The organism is Acidimicrobiales bacterium (assembly GCA_041394245.1).
Taxonomy (GTDB): domain Bacteria; phylum Actinomycetota; class Acidimicrobiia; order Acidimicrobiales; family Aldehydirespiratoraceae; genus JAJRXC01.
The window spans coordinates 2,561,673-2,579,895 of the sequence record JAWKIR010000002.1 but is presented as its reverse complement, the minus strand read 5'-3'; the positions used below and the strand labels follow the sequence as shown (position 1 = coordinate 2,579,895).

The following is an 18,223-nucleotide window of genomic DNA, read 5'->3' as shown; positions in this document are numbered from 1 at the left end:
CCGCCTGCTGCCACGAGTGTAATTACAGCACTGTGTTTCGCCACTTGTAAAGGCCGCGTCCGAAATTCAGTCCACCGCCGGATCCCCGGGGACGGCTGAACCACCGGACAAAAGCCGCGAGACATCGTCGGCCGGAGCGGGACGGGCGAGATGGAATCCCTGCCCTCGGTCGCAGCCGAGACGGAGCAACTCGCCGACCTGTGCAGCATCCTCGATGCCCTCCGCGACGACCTCGAGTCGCAACGTGCGGGCGAGGCCGATGACCGATCGGACGATCGCGGTGTCGTCGGGGTCGACGCCGACCCCGTCGACGAAGGTCCGGTCGACCTTCAAGATGTCGACCGGGAAGCGCTTGAGATAGGCGAGCGACGAAAAGCCCGTCCCGAAATCGTCGATCGCGATCTGTACCCCGAGCTCACGGAAGCGGGCGAGGATCGAAGCCGACTCCTGCACGTCATCCATGATCGCGGTCTCGGTGAGCTCGAGACAGAGACGGTGTGCCGGGAGGGAGGCCTCGGCGAGGGCCGCCTCCACCTCGGCAACCACGGCCCCACGGAACTGTCGGGCCGACAGATTGACCCGGGTGATCACCTCGTGACCGGCGGCCATCCAGACGGCGGCCTGCTGCGTGGCGACCGACAGGACCCATCGGCCGATGTCGACCACCAGGCCGGTCTCCTCGGCCAGGCCGATGAAGGAGCCTGCGGAGAGAAGCCCGCGTTCGGGGTGCCGCCATCGGACCAACGCCTCGGTCCCGACGATCTGCCCCGACTCGAGGAGGAACTCGGGCTGGTAGTGCACCTCGAGCTGACCGTTGTCGATCGCTCGGCGAAGGTCCGACTCGGTCCGGATCCGATCGACCACGGCCTTGCGCATGGAGCTGTCGAACGCCTCCCACCGATCTCGCCCCAAACCCTTGGCCTGGTACATCGCGGCATCGGCGTGACGCACGAGATCCTCGACGGTGTCGCCGGGTTCCGGGATCGCCACGCCGATGGAACCAGAGGGGTACACCTCGTCCTCACCGACCGCGACCGGCTCGCGCAGGAGCGCCAGCAACCGGTCGGCGACCACCCCCGCCGAATGGTGGTCCGCGGGCGAACGCAGGAGGATCGCGAACTCGTCGCCGCCCAGACGGCTCACCGAGTCGCCGGGTCGGAGCGAGAGTCGGATGCGATCGGCACAGGTCACGAGGAGCTGGTCGCCGACGCTGTGCCCGAGCGAGTCGTTGATGACCTTGAAGCGGTCGAGGTCGAGGACGAGCACCGCACAGTCGCCCGGACGGTCGAGCTCCGCCGCGATCTCCGCCAGCAGCGAGCGCCGGTTCGGCAGCCCGGTGAGTTCGTCGTGCGTGGCCTGGTATTCGAGCATCTCCCGGCTGCGTCGGTGCTCGGTGATGTCCTCGGCGTAGATGAGCAGGAGTGGATCGCGTCGACCCGGGATCACCACCGGTGTCGTGCGCACCGACGCCCATCGGATCGTCCCGTCGGGGCGACGATACGACGACTCGACCTGCTGCATCCCGTGCCGACCGTCGGCAAACGCGCCGGTGCGTTCGTCGGCCATGTCGGCCGGCATCACATGGTGGAGGTTGGTGCCCACGAGCTCTTCGACGGGGCGACCCACGAGTTCGGCATAGGCGGCGTTGCAGTGGATCATCGTCATGTCGGCCTCTCGGAGGATGATGCCCACGGGAGCAGAGTTGAACGCTGCGCCGAACCATCGCTCCGCGGCGACGCGGGCCTCGTGCTGGATGAGGATCGAATGGGCCGACCGGAAGAACTCGAGTTCGTCGGCTCGGAATGCCTCAGTGCCCGGTCGCGACACCGAGAGGTAGCTGGCTTCGCCGGCCGGATCACTGCCCGGTGCCGGGAGATAGGCAATCTGGCGGGGTCCCGGCGGCAGTGATTCGCGGATCATCTGCCGCATCCCCTCCGGGGCGCAGTCGAGGTCCCACGCGGAGGCTTCGGCGGAGAAGTGCGGAGCGCGGCTCGGGTCGGTGAAACCAGCCGGCAGCGCGAACCGCTGGTAGCGCTCGGGGAGTGGTCCGATGCCGTCGCCGGCGATCTGGAGCACGGCGGCGACCTCGAAGCCCTCGTCGGTCGGATGGAAGTGCCAGATGGTGGCGTGATCCACGCCGACCGCCGCCATCAGCTCGTCGAAGGCGTCGTCGAGCCGCTCGGACGAATCGGCCTTGGTGGTCACCATGCGGGTCGCGAAGCGACGGAGCAGATCCTCGTGGCGCAGCCGGCGCGACACCGCCAGGTCGGCTTCGGCCCGGCGAGCGAGCTGCTCCATGAGTGGTGCGACGCGGGCGAGGACGTCCTGTTGGATGTCGAGATCGGGGATGAGATGCGGGGCGCGCGTCGACAGGGTGATCAGGCTGGTGGAGCCCGCGACCTCACGGCGGACTCGATGAGCCGTCAACGTGTTCGACCGCAGATCCGGCAGTGGCGCGCGGGCGCCGATCTCGACGACCGCCCCTTCGTCGACATCCCGGATGAGCTGCATGACCGGGTCATCGGCCGCGAGTGTGCGCAGGGCCTCGAGACTCCGGTCATCGGCGTCGGAACTGGTCCAGCACCGGTCGCAGGTGGCAACCTCGTCGCCGGCGAAGGTCAGTTGCGCAACCGCCCGTAACGCGAAGAACCTGCCGATCCGGGCCAGGGCCTCGTCGACGACGGTCTCGTGGTCATCGGGCGGCTGCTCGACGAAACGCCGAGCGATCTCGGCCACGAGCTGATCCGCTTCGGCCCGGCGGCGGGCGTGGGTCTCCAAGAGCAGCCGCCGCCGCAACTGCTCGAGCAGACCGGTCAGTGAGCTGAGGGCGCCGATCGTCTGGGCATCGAAGCCGGCCCCCTTTCGGTGCGCAGCGACCACGATCAACAGGTCGCGACCACGGACCGCCGGGATGACGACCGCCGAGTGGTCGGCCGTCGTCGAGAGATCGAAGAGCTGCCCGAGTCGCCAGACCGCCGGCCGGTTCGGGTCGAGCATGCGGGCGATCGCCGGGTGGTCACGCGGAATCGGCAGCGTGTCGCCGAGAAGCCGCAGACCGTCGTCGGTCACCTCGCAGGTGCACTCGACGCGCAGCGTCCGATGTTGCAGCTGCAAGAGACTGATTCCGGCCAAGCCGAACCGCTCACGGAGCTTCTCGAGCACCGGCGCGATCGCCTGGGAGGCATCGTCGAGCGTCGTGTCGACGAAATCGCGCGACGCGGCGGCCAGGATCTCGTCGACCGCCTGCTGTCGAGCGAGCCGACGGGCGACCCGCAGACGCATGCGGACATGACCGATGGTGTCGGCAACACCGCGCGCTGTGGCGATCTGCTGCTCGTCCCAGTACCTGGCTGCCGGATCGGTGAGAACCAACACGCCGCCGACCCCGTCGCCGTCCTGGTAGCTGATGATCAGCGCACGCGCTTCATCGCTGTCGAGCCGCGTCAATCCGCCCAGGTCGAGGTCGCCGAGTCGGACCACCGCCCAGCCCCGCGAGGTCAACGGCCCGAGATCCGCAACGGCGACCTCCGACCCGACGGGGAACGGCTCGCCGTCGCACCGCGCCGACGAACGGCAGACGAGCCGACCGGCTGAATGGCGCCAGATCGAGGCCTCGACCAGACCGAAGTGCTCCACCGACAGACGCAGGATGTCTTCGAGCCGCTCGTCGACATTTTCGAGATCGATGCCGACCGAGACCGTCGCGACCGCCGCGCTGAACGCCTCGTCACGCAGACGGGAACGCATGAGCGCGTCGGCGTGTAGTCGGGCGCGCGTCTGGTCGGCGAGGTTGGCCAGCGTGCGACACGCGACCACGTCCTCATCGGACCACCAACGGTCAGGGTCTTCGAAGACGAGAAGACCCGTCGGCCCCGGCCCGATCGGTACGACGAGCGCGACCGAGTCGCCATCGATCGCTGTGGCGTCGAGCGGTGCGGCGAGCGGGACATCGCGAAGCTTCACGAAACGGTGGCCTCGAGCGACGAGATCGGCCCGCTCCTCCGGCAACATCGGAACGACGATCGGATACCGGCTCAACGTCCCATCGGTCTGGCGGTCCATGATCCGGACGTTGTGCTCGGCCCCGGTCGCCCACATGCTCACGGCACGGATGCCGAAGCAGACGAGTGCCATGCGTAGCGTCTCCGCGACCACCTCGTCGAGATTGTCGATCGTGGTCTTGGCGGCGACCGCCGCCACGTCGGAAAGGAGCCGGTCGAGCGAGCGGCGATGCTCGAGTACCCGTTCGGTCTCGATGCGCATCGTGAGCTTCTGCACGGTGCGGGCGACCGACTTCGCGGCATCGATCAAGGTCGGGGCCCATTCTCGACCGTCGACGTCGGTGAACACGACGATGCCGGCCACACCGTCGGGGCCGAAACGAGGCACGACCAGCACCTCACCGGAGGTCTTGCTGAGTGCATCGGGCCCGTCGTCGAACGATGCGAGATCGCGCACGAAGTGGCCCGCGTTCGTCAGCTCGAGCAGATGGGCGATGGTCGCCGCCGATCGCGTGCCGGCGGAGAACGGGGTCGTCCCGAGGAAGTCGGTCGTCGCGACGAGGACGAACTGGTCACGGTCCCTGATCAGGGTCGAGACGGAGGTCAGCCCGAGGTGGTCGCGGACCTCCTCGAGGATCTCCTGGAGCGTCGACTCGTCCGCCGCCTCGACCGCCGCCCGGGTCGAGAGATCGCTCAGGAATCCCTGAAGCTCGAAGTTCGCCCGCAGCTCACGCTCGGCCATCACTCGCTGGCGAGCGGCACCGGCAACCGAGCTGAGCAGCTCGAGCGCCAGCACACCGTCGAGCAACGGTTCGACACCCTCCGCGAGAACGACCCCGGTGAACCGCGAGAAGCCGTTGCTCGTCGCCGGCGCGGCCACGACCACCCGGCCACCGGGCGCCGGCATCGAGAAGGGGCCGTCGGCATCCGGGGCCCGCCGCAGGACCTCCGCCACCTCGGCGAGCTCGTCTGCGGTCATGCGCCGCTCGTCGCGCCATCCGACTCCAGCGTCGTCGACGGTCGACTCGCCGATCGCCAACACGTCGAGGACGGATCCGACCTCCGCGAACACGGAGAGCAACACCTCGTCGAAGTCGTCGATGCCGGCCGATGCCAGTCGGGCGATGACCGTGTTCATCGACGACGCGAGGTTGCGGTGGAACACCGCGGAACGATCGTTGCCGTGCTCGTTCAGGGCGTCACCGCCTGCCTCGGACCATCGACCGCTTGTGGTCGACGAAGTCGTACAGGAGGTAGTCGCCGAGATTCTCGTTGGTCGTGAAGAACGCCCGGCCACCGTTCATCCGCGAGATCTGTTCGACGAAGTGACGCAGGTACTGCGTGACGTCGAGAACGAACGTGTTGATCCGGATGTCGTCACGCGTGCACTTGGCGACCTCGGCAAGCGTCAGGTCGACAGTCTCCTGTGACGGCGGATAGTTGAAGTAGGGCTGGCCCGACTTCGTGATGTGTGCCGTGGGTTCGCCATCGGTGATCATGATGATCTGCTTGGTGCCCGTCTCGCGCGAGAGCATCTTCCGGGCGATCTGGAAGCTGTGCTGCATGTTGGTGCCGTAGACGTAGTCCCAGCTCAGCTCGGGCAGGGTCGCAGCGTTGAACTCGCGGGCGACCTCGGAGAACGACACCATGCCGAGGAAGTCGCGCGGGTACTGGCTCGAGATCAGCGAGTGGAGCGCCATCGTGACCTTCTTCGCAGGGAGGAAGTTGTCGCGCATGGCCATCGACATCGAGATGTCGAGCATGATCACGGTCGCCGACCGCACCTGCTGTTCGGTCCGCTCGATCTCGAAGTCGTCGGGATGCAGCCGGATCGGCGTGCCGCCGCCCGTGCGAGCGATCGAGTTCCGCAGGGTCTGCTCGATGTGGAGGTTGAAGGGATCGCCGTACTCGTAGGACTTGGTCTCGTACTCGCGTTCGTGGCCCTGACCGGCCTTGTGGAGCTCGTGCTTGCCCATCATGTCGGCCGACATGTGCTTGAAGATCTCCTCGAGCGCGCCGTTGCCGATCTTGCGGATCGCCCGCGGGGTGAGCTCGTAACGGCCCTCCTTGTTCTCGATCAGGCCGGCTTCCTCGAGCATGCGGGCGATCTCGGCCATCCGCTCGAGTGATTCGGCCGACTCGTCGCCGAGCAGGTCGCGAGCCCGGTCGATGTCGACCTCGGCCAGTGCTCCGGGGTTGGTGGCCCCTCGCAGGAGGTTGTCGAGCTGATCGATGTCGCCCAGCTCGCCCATCATGTCCATGGCCTGCGACATGTCGAGCGGGTCCTGACCCTGGAAGTCGTAGGACTGGCCCCACCCCATCTGCGGGAACTGCTGTCGCAGATTGTCGGCGAGCTGCTGCATCTGGAAGTTGAGATCCATGTCCTCCATCAGCTGATTGCTCAGCTCCTGGAGCTGCTGACGCTGCTCGGGCGTCATCGAGTTCATCATCTGTTGGGCCTGGGCCATGCGCTGCGCCATGACCTCGAGCAGCTCGTCGAGCGTCTGGGGATTCTCGGGGAAGAAGTCGCCGAACTCGTCCATGAACTTCTGGAAGTCCGGCTCCTCGCCGTTGGCACGCTGCTCGAGCATGTTGTTGAGCTCGGCCATCATGTCCTTCATGCGCTGGAGGTCTTCCGGCGACATGTTGTTGACACCCTCGGCCATCTGGTCGAGCTGCTGCTGCATCAGCTGTTCGCGCAACTGATCCATCAGTTCCTCGAACTTCTGTTGGGCCTCGGCGCTCTCGAACTCGTAGTTCTGCAGTCCCTTCACCTGGCCGGCGAGGTCCGGCGGGAGCATGTCGAGCTCCATGTTCTTCATCGTCGCCGAATCGCTCGCCAGCTCCTGGCGACGTTGGTCGCCGGACTGTGCGGCCTGCTCGACCATGTCGCCGAGGGCGCGGCGCTCCTCTTCCACGACCTCTCGGAGCGCGTCGGCGATCTCGTCGAACACCCCGCCGAGGTCGTGCTGGTCGAGAATCTCGCGACGACGCTCACGCAGTCGGTCGAGCATCTCCCGGATGCCCTGCATCTGGCGTCCGTCGCGGTCCATCATCCCGCCCTGCATCATCTGACGCAGGGCGTTGTTCACGTCGCCGTGATACAGGAGATCGTCGGCCAACTCGTCGAAGAGATGGTCGGCATCGACCTGGAAACCCGTCTGCGATCCGTCCCACCGCGAGTAGGTGAAGTGCGGCGGCTGACGGCGTTGGCGACGGCGGCGAAGGACCATGCCCCGACCCTAACTCGCCGGGGGTTCGCCGCACCTCCCCGCCGCCCGGGGGCAGACCGACCCACGGGCGTCGACGTGCTCCTCGGACCGTCGGCTTGTTAACGTTCACTAACCATGTCCGACGCAGCCCGTGCCCTCGAGTCCGACTCGCCGACGCGGCGGCCGTCGAATCGGCGCGAACTGATCCTCGAAGCGGCGATCGAGCTCTTCCACGAACGCGGCTATCCAGCGACCGGTGTGGACGACATCGGCAGCGCAGTCGACGTCAGCGGGCCGGCGATCTATCGCCACTTCTCCTCGAAGGAGGAGATCCTGCTCGAGGCGATCCAGCTCGCCGCCGACGAGGTCCACGAGGCGAACCTCACTGCCCGGGCGACCGGTGGCAGCCCGATCTCGGTGCTCGAGGGCTACGTTCGCGCCTACGCACGCGTCGCGATCGAGCGCTCCGCCCTCATCTCGGTGTGGACCAGCGAGGCCAAACACCTGTCCTCGGCTCGCCGCTCCCCGATGACGCGGCGGCTCCGGGCCTGGAGCACCGAGTGGATCGACGAACTCCGGGCGGTGCGCACCGAGCTCACCGCCGAACAGGCCCGCATCCTCGTCGCCGGTGCCATCGGCCTGATCTCCACCACGGCCACCGCCGAGAAGAATCCCGACGGTCTCCTCGAAGACCGCATCACATCCATGGCGATGGCGACGCTCGCCGCGCCGATCGACTGACCCACGATTTCCCTACCCACGAATCTCACCCACAGGAGACAACGCAATGCCGATCAATCCAGATGCCGTCGGAAACACCAGTGAGCCGTCGGAGATCCGGTGGACGTCGAAAGACAGCCTGCTCTACGCGCTGGGCGTCGGTGCCGGCGCAACCGACCCGACCGGGTTCGAGTTGGAGTTCACGACCGAGAACACCAAGGACACGCCTCAGAAGGCACTGCCGACGCAGGTCGTCGTGATGGGCTCGGGTGGCATGCCGGCGTTCGGCGATTTCAACCTCGCCGCGCTGCTCCACGGCGAGCAGTTCATCGAGATCCACCAGACGGTCCCCGCCGAGGGCACCGCGACCGGTCAGGGCCGCGTCGCCGAGATCCTCGACAAGGGCAAGGCGGCGCTCGTACGCCTCGAGTCGACGGTGACCGATGCCGATGGCAACCCGATGTGGACCAGCCGCAACGGGCTCTTCATCTCCGGTGAAGGCGGCTGGGGCGGCGACCGCGGCGAGGCGAGCACCTGGGAACTCCCCGACCGCGACGCCGACCAGGTGATCAGCTACACGACCCGCGACGACCAGGCGCTGCTCTACCGCCTCAACGGCGACCGCAACCCGCTCCACTCCGACCCGTCGTTCGCGGCGATGGCCGGCTTCGACAAGCCGATCCTGCACGGCCTCTGCACCTTCGGCTTCACCGGGCGGGCCCTGCTCCACGGCCTCTGCGACAGTGACCCCGACGCATTCGGATCGATGGGTGGGCGGTTCAAGTCGCCGGTCATGCCCGGCGAGCAGCTCGACGTCCACATGTGGAACGACGGTGATCAGACGTTGTTCCAGACCCGGGTCGGCGATCGAGTCGTCTTCGACGCCGGTGTCTTCACCAACCGCTGAGTTCCGCTGGGGGGTCACGTCGTCGTCGGTTTCCGCCGAGGGCGTGGCCCCGACAGCCGACTGGTCGGAGTGGGAGCGCGACAAGCTCGCGCCCTCGTCGGCCGACGGCTACGGCCTGCATCTCGACTACGAGGACGACGTGGCGCAGTTCGCCGCGCTCGGATGCACCGACTGGCGCATCACCATCGAATGGGCGCGGATCGAGCCGGTCGAGGGCAAGCTCGACAACGACGCGCTCGACCGGTATCGCGACATCCTCTCCGCCGCCCGCCACGCCGGCTTGCGCAACTGGCTGACGCTCCAGCACACGTCGCTTCCCGGCTGGTACCTCGACGACGAAGGTGGCCATCGCGACGCGACGGCGCGTGGTCGATTCTGGGCCCGCCACGTCGATCGGGTGGCCGAAGCGCTCGACGAGTTCGCCGACGGCTTCGTGCCGATCGACGACCCGATCGGGTGGGCGCTACGCGGCTACGGCCTGGGAAGCCGTCCGCCCGGGCGCATCGATGCCCGGTCCATGCGCGAAGCAGCCGAGGGCGCAGTGCTCGCGACGCACGACGCTGTGCGTCTCCTCGCCTCCGGCGACCAACCGGTCATGACCGCATGGCGGGCCGACCCGGTCCACGCGCTCGCCGAGAACGACGGACGAATCACTCCGGAGGCGAAGAAGGCGGCTCGACGGTGGGATGAACTGTTGTGGGGTTCGTGGCTGCGGGCGCACGCCACGGGGATGCTCGAGATCGACGGACGTGCAGCGAAGGAAGTGCCCGCCTTCGTGACCGACGTCGACTTCGTCGGCATCGTCCACGACCACCCCATCGGGGTGACCGCCGAAGGCGTCATCGACGCGTGGCCCCGCAACGGCCGTCGGGACGCAAGCGGGTTCGTGCCGGAGCCCGGCGAACTCGCCGAGGCGATCCACCGGACCGCCGATGCGCTGCCCGATCATCGCATCGTGGTCGCCGGTCACGGCATCCCGACCGACGACGACGCCTGGCACGACCATCAGGTGGGCCGCAGTCTCGAAGTGGTGCAGGAAGCCGCCGAGGAAGGACTTGCCGGCTACTTCCACGACGCCGGCATCGACGGGTACGAGTGGAAGAAGGGCTTCACTGCGCGCAGAGGTCTGCTCCGTCGCGATCGGACCCACCGCCCGGCCGCGACGACCTTCGCCGACGTCGCGAGATGACCGTGCCCACCGCATCCCTACCGGCGACGGTCAAATACGACGTGTAGACGGCCACGTACGACTTGTAGACGGTGACGAGTCCGCGCTATCCGCCGCACGGGATGACCTCCGTCATCTCGGCGGAGCGTACCGATCGCCCGTGATGCCGTCAGCTGCGGCTGCGGAACTGCGACTTGCCGCCACCGCCGTCCTTGTTGAGCCGCTTCGACAGGTGAAGGCCTTCGAGCACCAGCTCGATCGCGCTGGCGATCATGGCCGGCGACTCGGCGTCGCCGGGATCCTCCTCCGCCAGCAATGCCGCGACCGGCGCCTGCAACGCGGGGACCGACGCGAGCATCGCCGCGTAGGCATCGTCGGTGACGTCTTCGCCGGTGTCGAGCACCACGTCGCCATCGAAGGCGTCGACCACACCGCGATGGGTGTCGGGCGGGACCCGGTCCTTGAACACCGTCAACACCGCGGTGCGGACGAGGTTCGCCAGGATCTCGCCGTCGCGACCCTCGTCGAGCGTCTCGATCTCGATCTTGCCCGAGGTCGAGGCCGGCAGCGCATCGAGATCGACGATGCGAGGAACGACGTCGGTCGCCCCCGAACGCAGTGACCGGCGCACGGCGTTGGCGACCATCACCTCGGTGTTGGAGATCGACAGACGAACCGACACACCCGACCGCTGGTTGATGTGCTGACTGGCGCGTGCGACATGACTCACTGTGGCGCAGATCTCGGTCATGAACGACGGCACGACGACGTCGAGTCCGTCGGCCGAGGCCAGGTCGGCCTCCTGCTCGATGATCGCCACCTCGGTGTCGACGTCGAGGGGGTAGTGGGTGCGGATCTGCGAACCGAACCGGTCCTTCAGCGGTGTGATCAGACGACCGCGGTTGGTGTAGTCCTCGGGATTGGCCGACGCCACGAGGATGACGTCGAGCGGGAGCCGCACCTTGTGGCCGCGGATCTGGACGTCGCGCTCCTCGAGCACGTTGAGCAGGCCGACCTGGATGCGCTCGGCCAGATCGGGGAGCTCGTTCATGGCGAAGATGCCGCGGTTGGTCCGGGGCACCAGGCCGTAGTGCAGGACGAGTTCATCGGAGAGGTAGCGGCCTTCCGCGATCTTGATCGGATCGACCTCGCCGATCAGGTCGGCGATCGCCGTGTCGGGCGTGGCCAGCTTCTCGCCGAAACGGTCGTCACGGTGCACCCAGCCGATCGGGGTGTCGTCGCCCATCTCGGCGATCAGGTCGCGGGCGTACTTGGAGATCGGCGCGTACGGGTCGTCGTTGATCTCCGAGCCCGCGACGATGGGCATCCATTCGTCGAGCAGACCGGTGAGCCCGCGGATCATCCGGGTCTTCGCCTGACCACGCTCTCCGAGGAAGATGATGTCGTGGCCGGCCAACAGCGCGTTCTCGAGCTGGGGGGTGACGGTGTTCTCGTAGCCGATCACCTCGGGGAAGAGTGGTTCGCCGGAGCGGATCCGGGCGATCGCGTTGCGGCGGATCTCCTTGCGGATCGGTGTGGACTCCCAGCCGCTGTCGCGAAGGGCACCAAGGGTCTCGGGTCTCGACATGGCGGCGACCCTACACGGGCCCCCCGACCCCTCGGCAAGCAGCGATGCCGGGCCGCTACCCTCCAACGGATGGAACTGTCGGGGGCATGGCGGGCGGCACCGGCCACGGAGGAGCTGCGGCGGACGTTCCACGAACCCGAACTCGACGATCGAGGCTGGACGGCCGTGCCGGTCCCCGGCCACTGGTCCGAGGTCGCGGGCCTCGAATCGGCCCGATCGGTGCTGCACCGGACCTCGTTCGAACTCGCGCCCACGCCGCCGGGTCGACGCCGTTTCCTCTGTTTCGACGGCATCGCCCAACAGGGCGACGTCTGGCTCGACGGCGGCTACGTCGGCGACACCGACGGCTACTTCGTGCCCCACCGCTTCGAGGTCACCGACCTTCTGGCCGATCGTTCACCGCACGTGCTGGGCGTCGACGTCAACTGCAGTCGCTTCGGCGACCCCGACCATCGTTCCGGAATGATGGGGGCGCTCCAGGATCCCGAACTGGGCGGTACTACGGGAGCCAACCCCGGAGGGATCTGGGGCCCGGTGCGCATCGTCGAGACCGGACCGATCGCCATCCGGTTCTTCCGCGCCGTCTGCCTGGATGCCAACCCCAGCCGGGCCCGGATGGCCATGCGCTGCGTGTTCGACGCACCCGACGGCGGCACGGTGACCCTGCGCACCCGCGTCGCCGGCCACGAACACGAGCAGACCCACTCCGCCGCAGTGGGCGAGAACCGCGTCGAGTGGACCTTCGACGTTCCCGCGCCGGCGATCTGGTGGCCCCATGCCCTCGGCGCGCAGCCGCTGCACGACCTTCGCTGCGACCTCGTCAACAACGGCGAGGTCGACGACTCCCGCTCGGTGCGCATCGGCTTTCGCACCATCACGATGAGGAACTGGGTCGTTCGGGTCAACGGCGAGCCTCTGTTCCTCAAGGGCACCGGGATGCTCCCGACGACCCCTCGTCCCGGCGACGCGACCCGCCAGCAGATCGAGGGCGACATCGGCGCGGCGATCGAGGCCGGCCTCGACTTCATCCGGGTGATCGCCCACATCGCCCGGCCGGAGCTCTACGACGCGGCCGACGAGGCCGGCCTGCTGATCTGGCAGGAACTGCCGCTACGGGGCGTGATGGCACGAGGAGTCCGTGGCCAGGCCGTCCGCCAGGCGAGGGAGGCCGTCGACCTCCTCGCGCATCACCCGTCGGTCGCCGTGTGGTGCGTCCACGACGAGCCGTTCCGTCGCCCCGACGTACCGACCGCCACGCCGCCGGTGCTCGGCCAGCAGGCCCCCTCGTGGAACCGCGACGTGCTCGATCGCTCGGTCCGCCGCGTCCTCACCCGGACCGACGGCAGCCGCCCCGTGGTCCTCCACACTGCCGTGCCGCCGCACTTCCCCTCGCTCGACGGCACGACCAGCCACCTCTGGTTCGGCTGGGCCGACGGACGGGCCGCCGACCTCGCCGGCGCCGTCGCCCGTCTCCCGCGGATGGGTCGATTCGTCACCGCGTTCGGCGCCGCCTCGGTGAACCCCGACGCCGCCGTACTCACCGACGACCGCTGGCCCGCGATCGACTGGGAACGACTCGGTGCGGAGACGGGTGCACGAACGCAGGCGTTGCAGCACCTCGTTTCCCCGCGGGGGGTCCGCGACGGCGCGGCATGGGCTGCGCTCACACGGATCGCGCAGGCCGAGGTCGTCAAGACCAGCATCGAGCTCCTCCGCCGGCTCAAGTACCGACCCACCGGCGGCTTCGCCCAGTTCTACCTGGCCGACACCTCGCCGACCGGGGGGTTCGGCGTGCTCGACCACGACCGTCGCCCCAAGCCGGCGTGGCAGGCGATGGTCGATGCCTGTCGCCCGGTCATCGTCGTGGCGGATCCGCTCCCACCGGTGGTGCACCGCGGGGAGACGCTGGATCTCGCCGTGCACGTCGTGTCCGACCGGCGCGACGCAATCGACGACGCCCGAGTCCGGGCCACGGTGCGGGCAACCGATGCCGACGGTGAACTCGTCGCCGAGCACAGCCAGGAATGGTCCGGCACCATCGCGGCCGACGACTGCGTTCTCATCGGGCGGGCCGGCGCGGTGGTGCCCGCCGGCGCGACCCAGGTGGTCGTCGACCTCGAACTCACCAGCGACGCCGTCACCGTGACGAACCGGTACCAGGCACCGGTGCACTGATCGTCGCGAGCAGAAGTAGGCCGAGTGGGTCCGGGGGAAGTACCGTTCCCGGGTACTCCCGTGAGCAGAAAGTGCATGTTTTCATGGCACAGGCAACATCTCCGTCGCGACACGACGTCGCTCCGGTCCGCAGGCGTCCGAAACCACTCCCCTGGCCGCTGAACATCTATCAGACGGCCGTCGGCAAGAAGTACGCCATGGCCCTCACCGGCATCGGGCTGCTCGGGTTCGTCATCGTCCACATGATCGGCAACCTGCACCTCTACGAGGGCCCGCGCCAGGTCCACGAATACGCCGAAGCGCTTCGTGACCTCGGTGGACATCTCGCTCCCCGCACGTTCCTGCTCTGGGTGATGCGACTCGGTCTGATCGGCATGTTCGCCGTCCACATCCACTGCGCCGTGTCGCTCAGCCGCATGAACCAGAAGGCCGGCAGCGCCTACGTCGGCAGCCGCAACTACATCGCGGCGAACTTCGCCAGCCGGACCATGCGCTGGACCGGGCCCATCATCTTGCTCTACGTCCTGTTCCACCTGGCCGATCTCACCTGGGGCTGGGTCGACGACGACTGGGTCCGCGGCGACCCGTACCACAACGTCTACAGCTCGATGAGCGCCGTGCCGATCGCGATCATCTACATCGTCGCCAACGTCGCCCTCGCCGTTCACATCTTCCACGGCGCCTGGTCGATGTTCCAGACCCTGGGGATCAACAACCCCAAGTACAACGCCCTCCGCAAGGGCATCGCCCAGGGGCTCGCCCTGCTGATCCTGGTCGGCAACCTGAGCTTCCCGATCGCGGTGCAGAGCGGTGTGATCGACGAGGACAACCGCGCGGACCCGATCGGGTTCGTCGATGCCGACGGCAACTCGGTGCTCGATTCCCACGCCGACCAAGGAGGCGAGTGATGGTCATGCTCGACGCGAAGATCCCCGAGGGCCCGATCGCCGACAAGTGGGACAACCACAAGTTCTCGGTGAAGCTCGTCAACCCCGCGAACAAGCGCAAGTTCGAGGTGATCGTCGTCGGCACCGGCCTCGCCGGCGCCTCGGCCGCCGCCTCGCTCGCCGAGCTCGGCTACAACGTGAAGGTCTTCACCTTCCACGACTCGCCCCGCCGTGCCCACTCGATCGCCGCCCAGGGTGGCATCAACGCTGCGAAGAACTATCGCAACGACGGCGACTCGGTCCACCGGCTCTTCTACGACACGGTCAAGGGCGGCGATTACCGCTCACGTGAGGCCAACGTCCACCGCCTGGCCCAGGTGTCGGTCAACATCATCGACCAGTGCGTCGCGCAGGGCGTCCCGTTCGCCCGGGAATACGGCGGTCTGCTCGCCAACCGCTCGTTCGGTGGCGCCCAGGTCAGCCGGACCTTCTACGCCCGAGGCCAGACCGGACAGCAGCTGCTGCTCGGCGCCTACCAGGCCCTGGCCGCCAACATCCGGGCCGGCAAGGTCACGCTCTACAACCGTTCCGACGTGCTCGACATCGTCACGAAGGACGGCGAGGCCTGTGGCATCGTCGCCCGCGACATGCTCACCGGCGAGGTCCACGGGCACAGCGCCCACGCGGTCGTGCTCGCGACCGGCGGCTACGGCAACGTCTACTACCTGTCGACCAACGCGATGGCGTCCAACGTCACCGCCGCATGGCGAGCGCACCGCAAGGGCGCCCTGTTCGCCAACCCCTGCTACACGCAGATCCACCCGACCTGCATCCCGGCCGCCGACGAATTCCAGTCGAAGCTGACCCTGATGTCGGAATCGCTGCGCAACGACGGCCGCATCTGGGTGCCGCGGGGCATGGACGAGAGCCGTGGAGCCGCCGACATCCCCGAGGAAGAGCGCTACTACTACCTCGAGGAGAAGTACCCGAGCTTCGGCAACCTCGTCCCGCGCGACGTCGCCAGCCGCAACGCGAAGACGGTGGTCGACGAGGGACGCGGTGTCGGTCCGCTCAAGAACGGCGTCTATCTCGACTTCGCCGCCGCGATCGAACGCGACGGTGTCGAAGCCGTGAAGGAGCGCTACGGCAACCTCTTCGACATGTACGAGCGCATCACGGGTGAGGACCCCTACGCCACCCCCATGCGCATCTACCCCGCCACCCACTACACGATGGGTGGCCTCTGGGTCGACTACAACCTGATGACCACCGTGCCGGGGCTCTACGCCCTCGGCGAGGCGAACTTCTCGGATCACGGCGCGAACCGCCTGGGCGCGTCGGCCCTCATGCAGGGTCTGGCCGACGGCTACTTCGTGCTCCCCTACACGATCGGCGACTACCTGGCCCCGAAGCTGGGCGACACACCGGTGCCGACCGATGATCCGGTCTTCAACGAGTCCGTGGCCGCGATCGACGACAAGACCCGTCAGTGGACCGCGAAGAAGGGCACCCACGGCGTCGAGCACTACCACCGCGAGCTCGGCAAGATCGTCTGGGAGTACTGCGGCATGGCCCGCAACGAGGCCGGCCTCGAGAAGGCACTCTCGGAGATCCCCGCGCTGCGCGAGGAGTTCCGCAAGAACGTCAAGGTGCTCGGTTCCCCCGACGGCATCAACACCATGCTCGAGAAGGTCAACCGCGTCGACGACTTCATGGAGTTCGCCGAGCTCAAGGTGCGCGACGCGCTGCACCGTCGTGAGAGCTGTGGCGGTCATTTCCGAGAGGAATCGCAGACCCCCGAGGGTGAGGCGCTGCGCGACGACGAGAACTTCGCCTACGTCGCCGCCTGGGAGTGGAACGGCCCCGACACGGCGCAGACGCTCCACAAGGAAGACCTGCAGTTCGACACCGTCAAGCTGACGCAGAGGAGCTACAAGTGAGCAAGATGCTGAACCTCAAGCTGAAGATCTGGCGTCAGGACGGGCCCCACTCGCAGGGGGCATTCCTCGATGTCGACGCGAAGGACATCCCCGAGGACGCTTCGTTCCTCGAGATGCTCGATGTGGTCAACGAGCGTCTGATCGCCGACGACGTCGAACCGATCACGTTCGGCCACGACTGTCGTGAAGGCATCTGCGGTACCTGTGGCGTGATGATCAACGGCCAGGCCCACGGGCCCGAGAAGGCCACGGCCACGTGCCAGCTCCACATGCGCAAGTTCAACGACGGCGACGAGATCGTCATCGAGCCGTGGAAGGCCGCGGCGTTCCCTGTGCTCAAGGATCTGATGGTCGACCGTCGGGCGTTCGACCGCATCGTCGAGGCCGGCGGCTACATCTCCGCGCCGACGGGCACGCCCCAGGACGCCAACGCGACGCTGATCCCCAAGGAGGTCGCCGACACGTCGATGGACGCGGCGGCATGCATCGGCTGCGGCGCCTGCGTCGCGGCCTGCCCCAACTCGGCGGCGCAGCTGTTCACCTCGGCGAAGCTCGCCCATCTCAACGTCTTGCCCCAGGGCCAGCCGGAGCGTTGGAAGCGAACCGAGGCCATGGTCGAGACCATGGAGGACTTCTTCGGATCCTGCACGAACCACGGCGAATGCCATGAGGCGTGCCCGAAGGAGATCAGCCTCGACTTCATCGCCTTCATGAACCGCGACTATGTCAAGGCGAAGGTCAAGAACCGCTCACTGGCTTCGCAGTAGCGCCGCTGCCTCTCAGCAGCGGCGGCCCTTCGGGAACACCTTGATCTCGCCGAGGTGCTCGTAGCCGCCTGCATCGACGCCCGAGAGCACCAGGGTGGTGGTGTTGCAGCGGAGACCGGCGTCGTTGAGATCGACCCGGGCGACGCCGATCGAACCGATCTGGCCGAGGAACTGGACCGGCGCGGACTGCGCACCGTTGGACACGGTCAACGACTTGGGGGAGACCGATGACGCATCGAAGAGGATGGTGTGGGGCAGGTAGGCGTTGACCTGCACGGTGTTGCCGGCTGACAACACGGCCCACGGCAGGTATTCGGGAGCACAGTCGTAGACGGGGTCACCGATGGTCAGCGGCACGGCAACCGGGCTGAGCGTGGAGTCGAAGCCCGATGCGTAGAGCGTGTCGCCGTTGTCGAACCCGGCCGGGGTCGGAACCGTGGCCTCACCGCTGAAGCGGACGCTGGTGTCCTGGCTGCGATAGATCCGTGGCACCTCGACGGTCACCACCGCGTTGGTCCGGGCCAACGCATCGCCCGACGAGCCGTAGAGCTCGATGAACTCGGTGGCGAGTCCGGGATACGGCGTCACGTCGGGCACACCGACGAAGTCGGGGTAGAAGAACTCGAAGCTGTCGATCTGGTGGGCCAACGTCGACGACAGCGTTACCTCGGAACTGCAGACCGCCAGAGCCTCGGCATCGATGCTGATGTCGGACCGGGCGCGAATCCACGCCCCTGCGGGGATCGTGAGCGCCGCCAGCGTCGCGGCGACCACCAACGCAGCCAGTGCCCACCGGGTCCGACCACGCCTGCCGGAGTCGAGCATCTGTTCGTTTTCCATGAGTGAGTCCTCCGCGCG

General features: G+C 67.6%; 11 protein-coding genes. 7 read left to right on the top strand and 4 right to left on the bottom strand.

The window, feature by feature from the left end:
• Nucleotides 1–66: 66 nt before the first annotated feature.
• A complete protein-coding gene (locus R2707_12820) occupies nucleotides 67–5,166 on the bottom strand; it encodes an EAL domain-containing protein (GenBank protein ID MEZ5245974.1) in 5,100 nt (1,699 codons plus the stop codon).
• A 34-nt stretch (nucleotides 5,167–5,200) separates the two neighbouring features.
• Nucleotides 5,201–7,234 (bottom strand): hypothetical protein, encoded by a 2,034-nt coding sequence (locus tag R2707_12815; GenBank protein MEZ5245973.1) that lies wholly within the window; start codon nucleotides 7,232–7,234, stop codon nucleotides 5,201–5,203.
• Between the two features lie 114 nt (nucleotides 7,235–7,348).
• Here R2707_12815 and R2707_12810 point away from each other — a divergent pair, with 114 nt between their 5' ends.
• From R2707_12810 to R2707_12800, 3 genes are read left to right on the top strand one after another with little or no spacing between them, the layout of a single operon-like run.
• Nucleotides 7,349–7,954 (top strand): helix-turn-helix domain-containing protein, encoded by a 606-nt coding sequence (locus tag R2707_12810; GenBank protein MEZ5245972.1) that lies wholly within the window; start codon nucleotides 7,349–7,351, stop codon nucleotides 7,952–7,954.
• 46 nt (nucleotides 7,955–8,000) lie between these two features.
• Nucleotides 8,001–8,840, top strand: coding sequence for a MaoC/PaaZ C-terminal domain-containing protein (locus R2707_12805; GenBank protein ID MEZ5245971.1), 840 nt, complete (start codon nucleotides 8,001–8,003; stop codon nucleotides 8,838–8,840).
• Nucleotides 8,821–10,029, top strand: coding sequence for a family 1 glycosylhydrolase (locus tag R2707_12800; protein MEZ5245970.1), 1,209 nt, complete (start codon nucleotides 8,821–8,823; stop codon nucleotides 10,027–10,029). Before R2707_12805 ends, R2707_12800 begins: the two co-directional genes overlap by 20 nt.
• A gap of 148 nt (nucleotides 10,030–10,177) precedes the next feature.
• Here the strand turns inward: R2707_12800 and R2707_12795 are convergent, their stop codons facing one another.
• Complete coding sequence (locus R2707_12795) at nucleotides 10,178–11,596, bottom strand: sigma 54-interacting transcriptional regulator (protein MEZ5245969.1); 1,419 nt, start codon at nucleotides 11,594–11,596, stop codon at nucleotides 10,178–10,180.
• 69 nt (nucleotides 11,597–11,665) lie between these two features.
• Between R2707_12795 and R2707_12790 the strand changes: the two genes are divergently transcribed.
• The 4 genes from R2707_12790 to R2707_12775 all read left to right on the top strand — a co-directional run bounded on the left by R2707_12790 (nucleotide 11,666) and on the right by R2707_12775 (nucleotide 17,365).
• Nucleotides 11,666–13,771, top strand: a complete 2,106-nt coding sequence (locus R2707_12790) for a hypothetical protein (GenBank protein MEZ5245968.1) — start codon at nucleotides 11,666–11,668, stop codon at nucleotides 13,769–13,771.
• Between the two features lie 83 nt (nucleotides 13,772–13,854).
• Nucleotides 13,855–14,679 (top strand): succinate dehydrogenase cytochrome b subunit, encoded by an 825-nt coding sequence (locus tag R2707_12785; GenBank protein ID MEZ5245967.1) that lies wholly within the window; start codon nucleotides 13,855–13,857, stop codon nucleotides 14,677–14,679.
• A complete protein-coding gene (locus R2707_12780; GenBank protein ID MEZ5245966.1) occupies nucleotides 14,679–16,598 on the top strand; it encodes a fumarate reductase/succinate dehydrogenase flavoprotein subunit in 1,920 nt (639 codons plus the stop codon). The genes R2707_12785 and R2707_12780 overlap by 1 nt, the downstream gene beginning before the upstream one ends.
• A 5-nt stretch (nucleotides 16,599–16,603) precedes the next feature.
• Complete coding sequence (locus tag R2707_12775) at nucleotides 16,604–17,365, top strand: succinate dehydrogenase/fumarate reductase iron-sulfur subunit (protein ID MEZ5245965.1); 762 nt, start codon at nucleotides 16,604–16,606, stop codon at nucleotides 17,363–17,365.
• Between the two features lie 12 nt (nucleotides 17,366–17,377).
• On the opposite strand, the gene R2707_12770 is transcribed toward R2707_12775, so the two are convergent.
• On the bottom strand, nucleotides 17,378–18,205 hold the full coding sequence (locus R2707_12770) for a hypothetical protein (protein ID MEZ5245964.1): 828 nt from the start codon (nucleotides 18,203–18,205) through the stop codon (nucleotides 17,378–17,380).
• Nucleotides 18,206–18,223 lie beyond the last annotated feature (18 nt).

Bases quoted from the DNA above. Each gene is read 5' to 3' on its own strand.
- R2707_12815 (MEZ5245973.1), bottom strand. From the start codon at position 7,234: ATGGTCCTTCGCCGCCGTCGCCAACGCCGTCAGCCGCCGCACTTCACC.
- R2707_12810 (MEZ5245972.1), top strand. From the start codon at position 7,349: ATGTCCGACGCAGCCCGTGCCCTCGAGTCCGACTCGCCGACGCGGCGG.
- R2707_12805 (MEZ5245971.1), top strand. From the start codon at position 8,001: ATGCCGATCAATCCAGATGCCGTCGGAAACACCAGTGAGCCGTCGGAG.
- R2707_12795 (MEZ5245969.1), bottom strand. From the start codon at position 11,596: ATGTCGAGACCCGAGACCCTTGGTGCCCTTCGCGACAGCGGCTGGGAG.
- R2707_12790 (MEZ5245968.1), top strand. From the start codon at position 11,666: ATGGAACTGTCGGGGGCATGGCGGGCGGCACCGGCCACGGAGGAGCTG.
- R2707_12785 (MEZ5245967.1), top strand. From the start codon at position 13,855: ATGGCACAGGCAACATCTCCGTCGCGACACGACGTCGCTCCGGTCCGC.
- R2707_12780 (MEZ5245966.1), top strand. From the start codon at position 14,679: ATGGTCATGCTCGACGCGAAGATCCCCGAGGGCCCGATCGCCGACAAG.
- R2707_12775 (MEZ5245965.1), top strand. From the start codon at position 16,604: ATGCTGAACCTCAAGCTGAAGATCTGGCGTCAGGACGGGCCCCACTCG.
- R2707_12770 (MEZ5245964.1), bottom strand. From the start codon at position 18,205: ATGGAAAACGAACAGATGCTCGACTCCGGCAGGCGTGGTCGGACCCGG.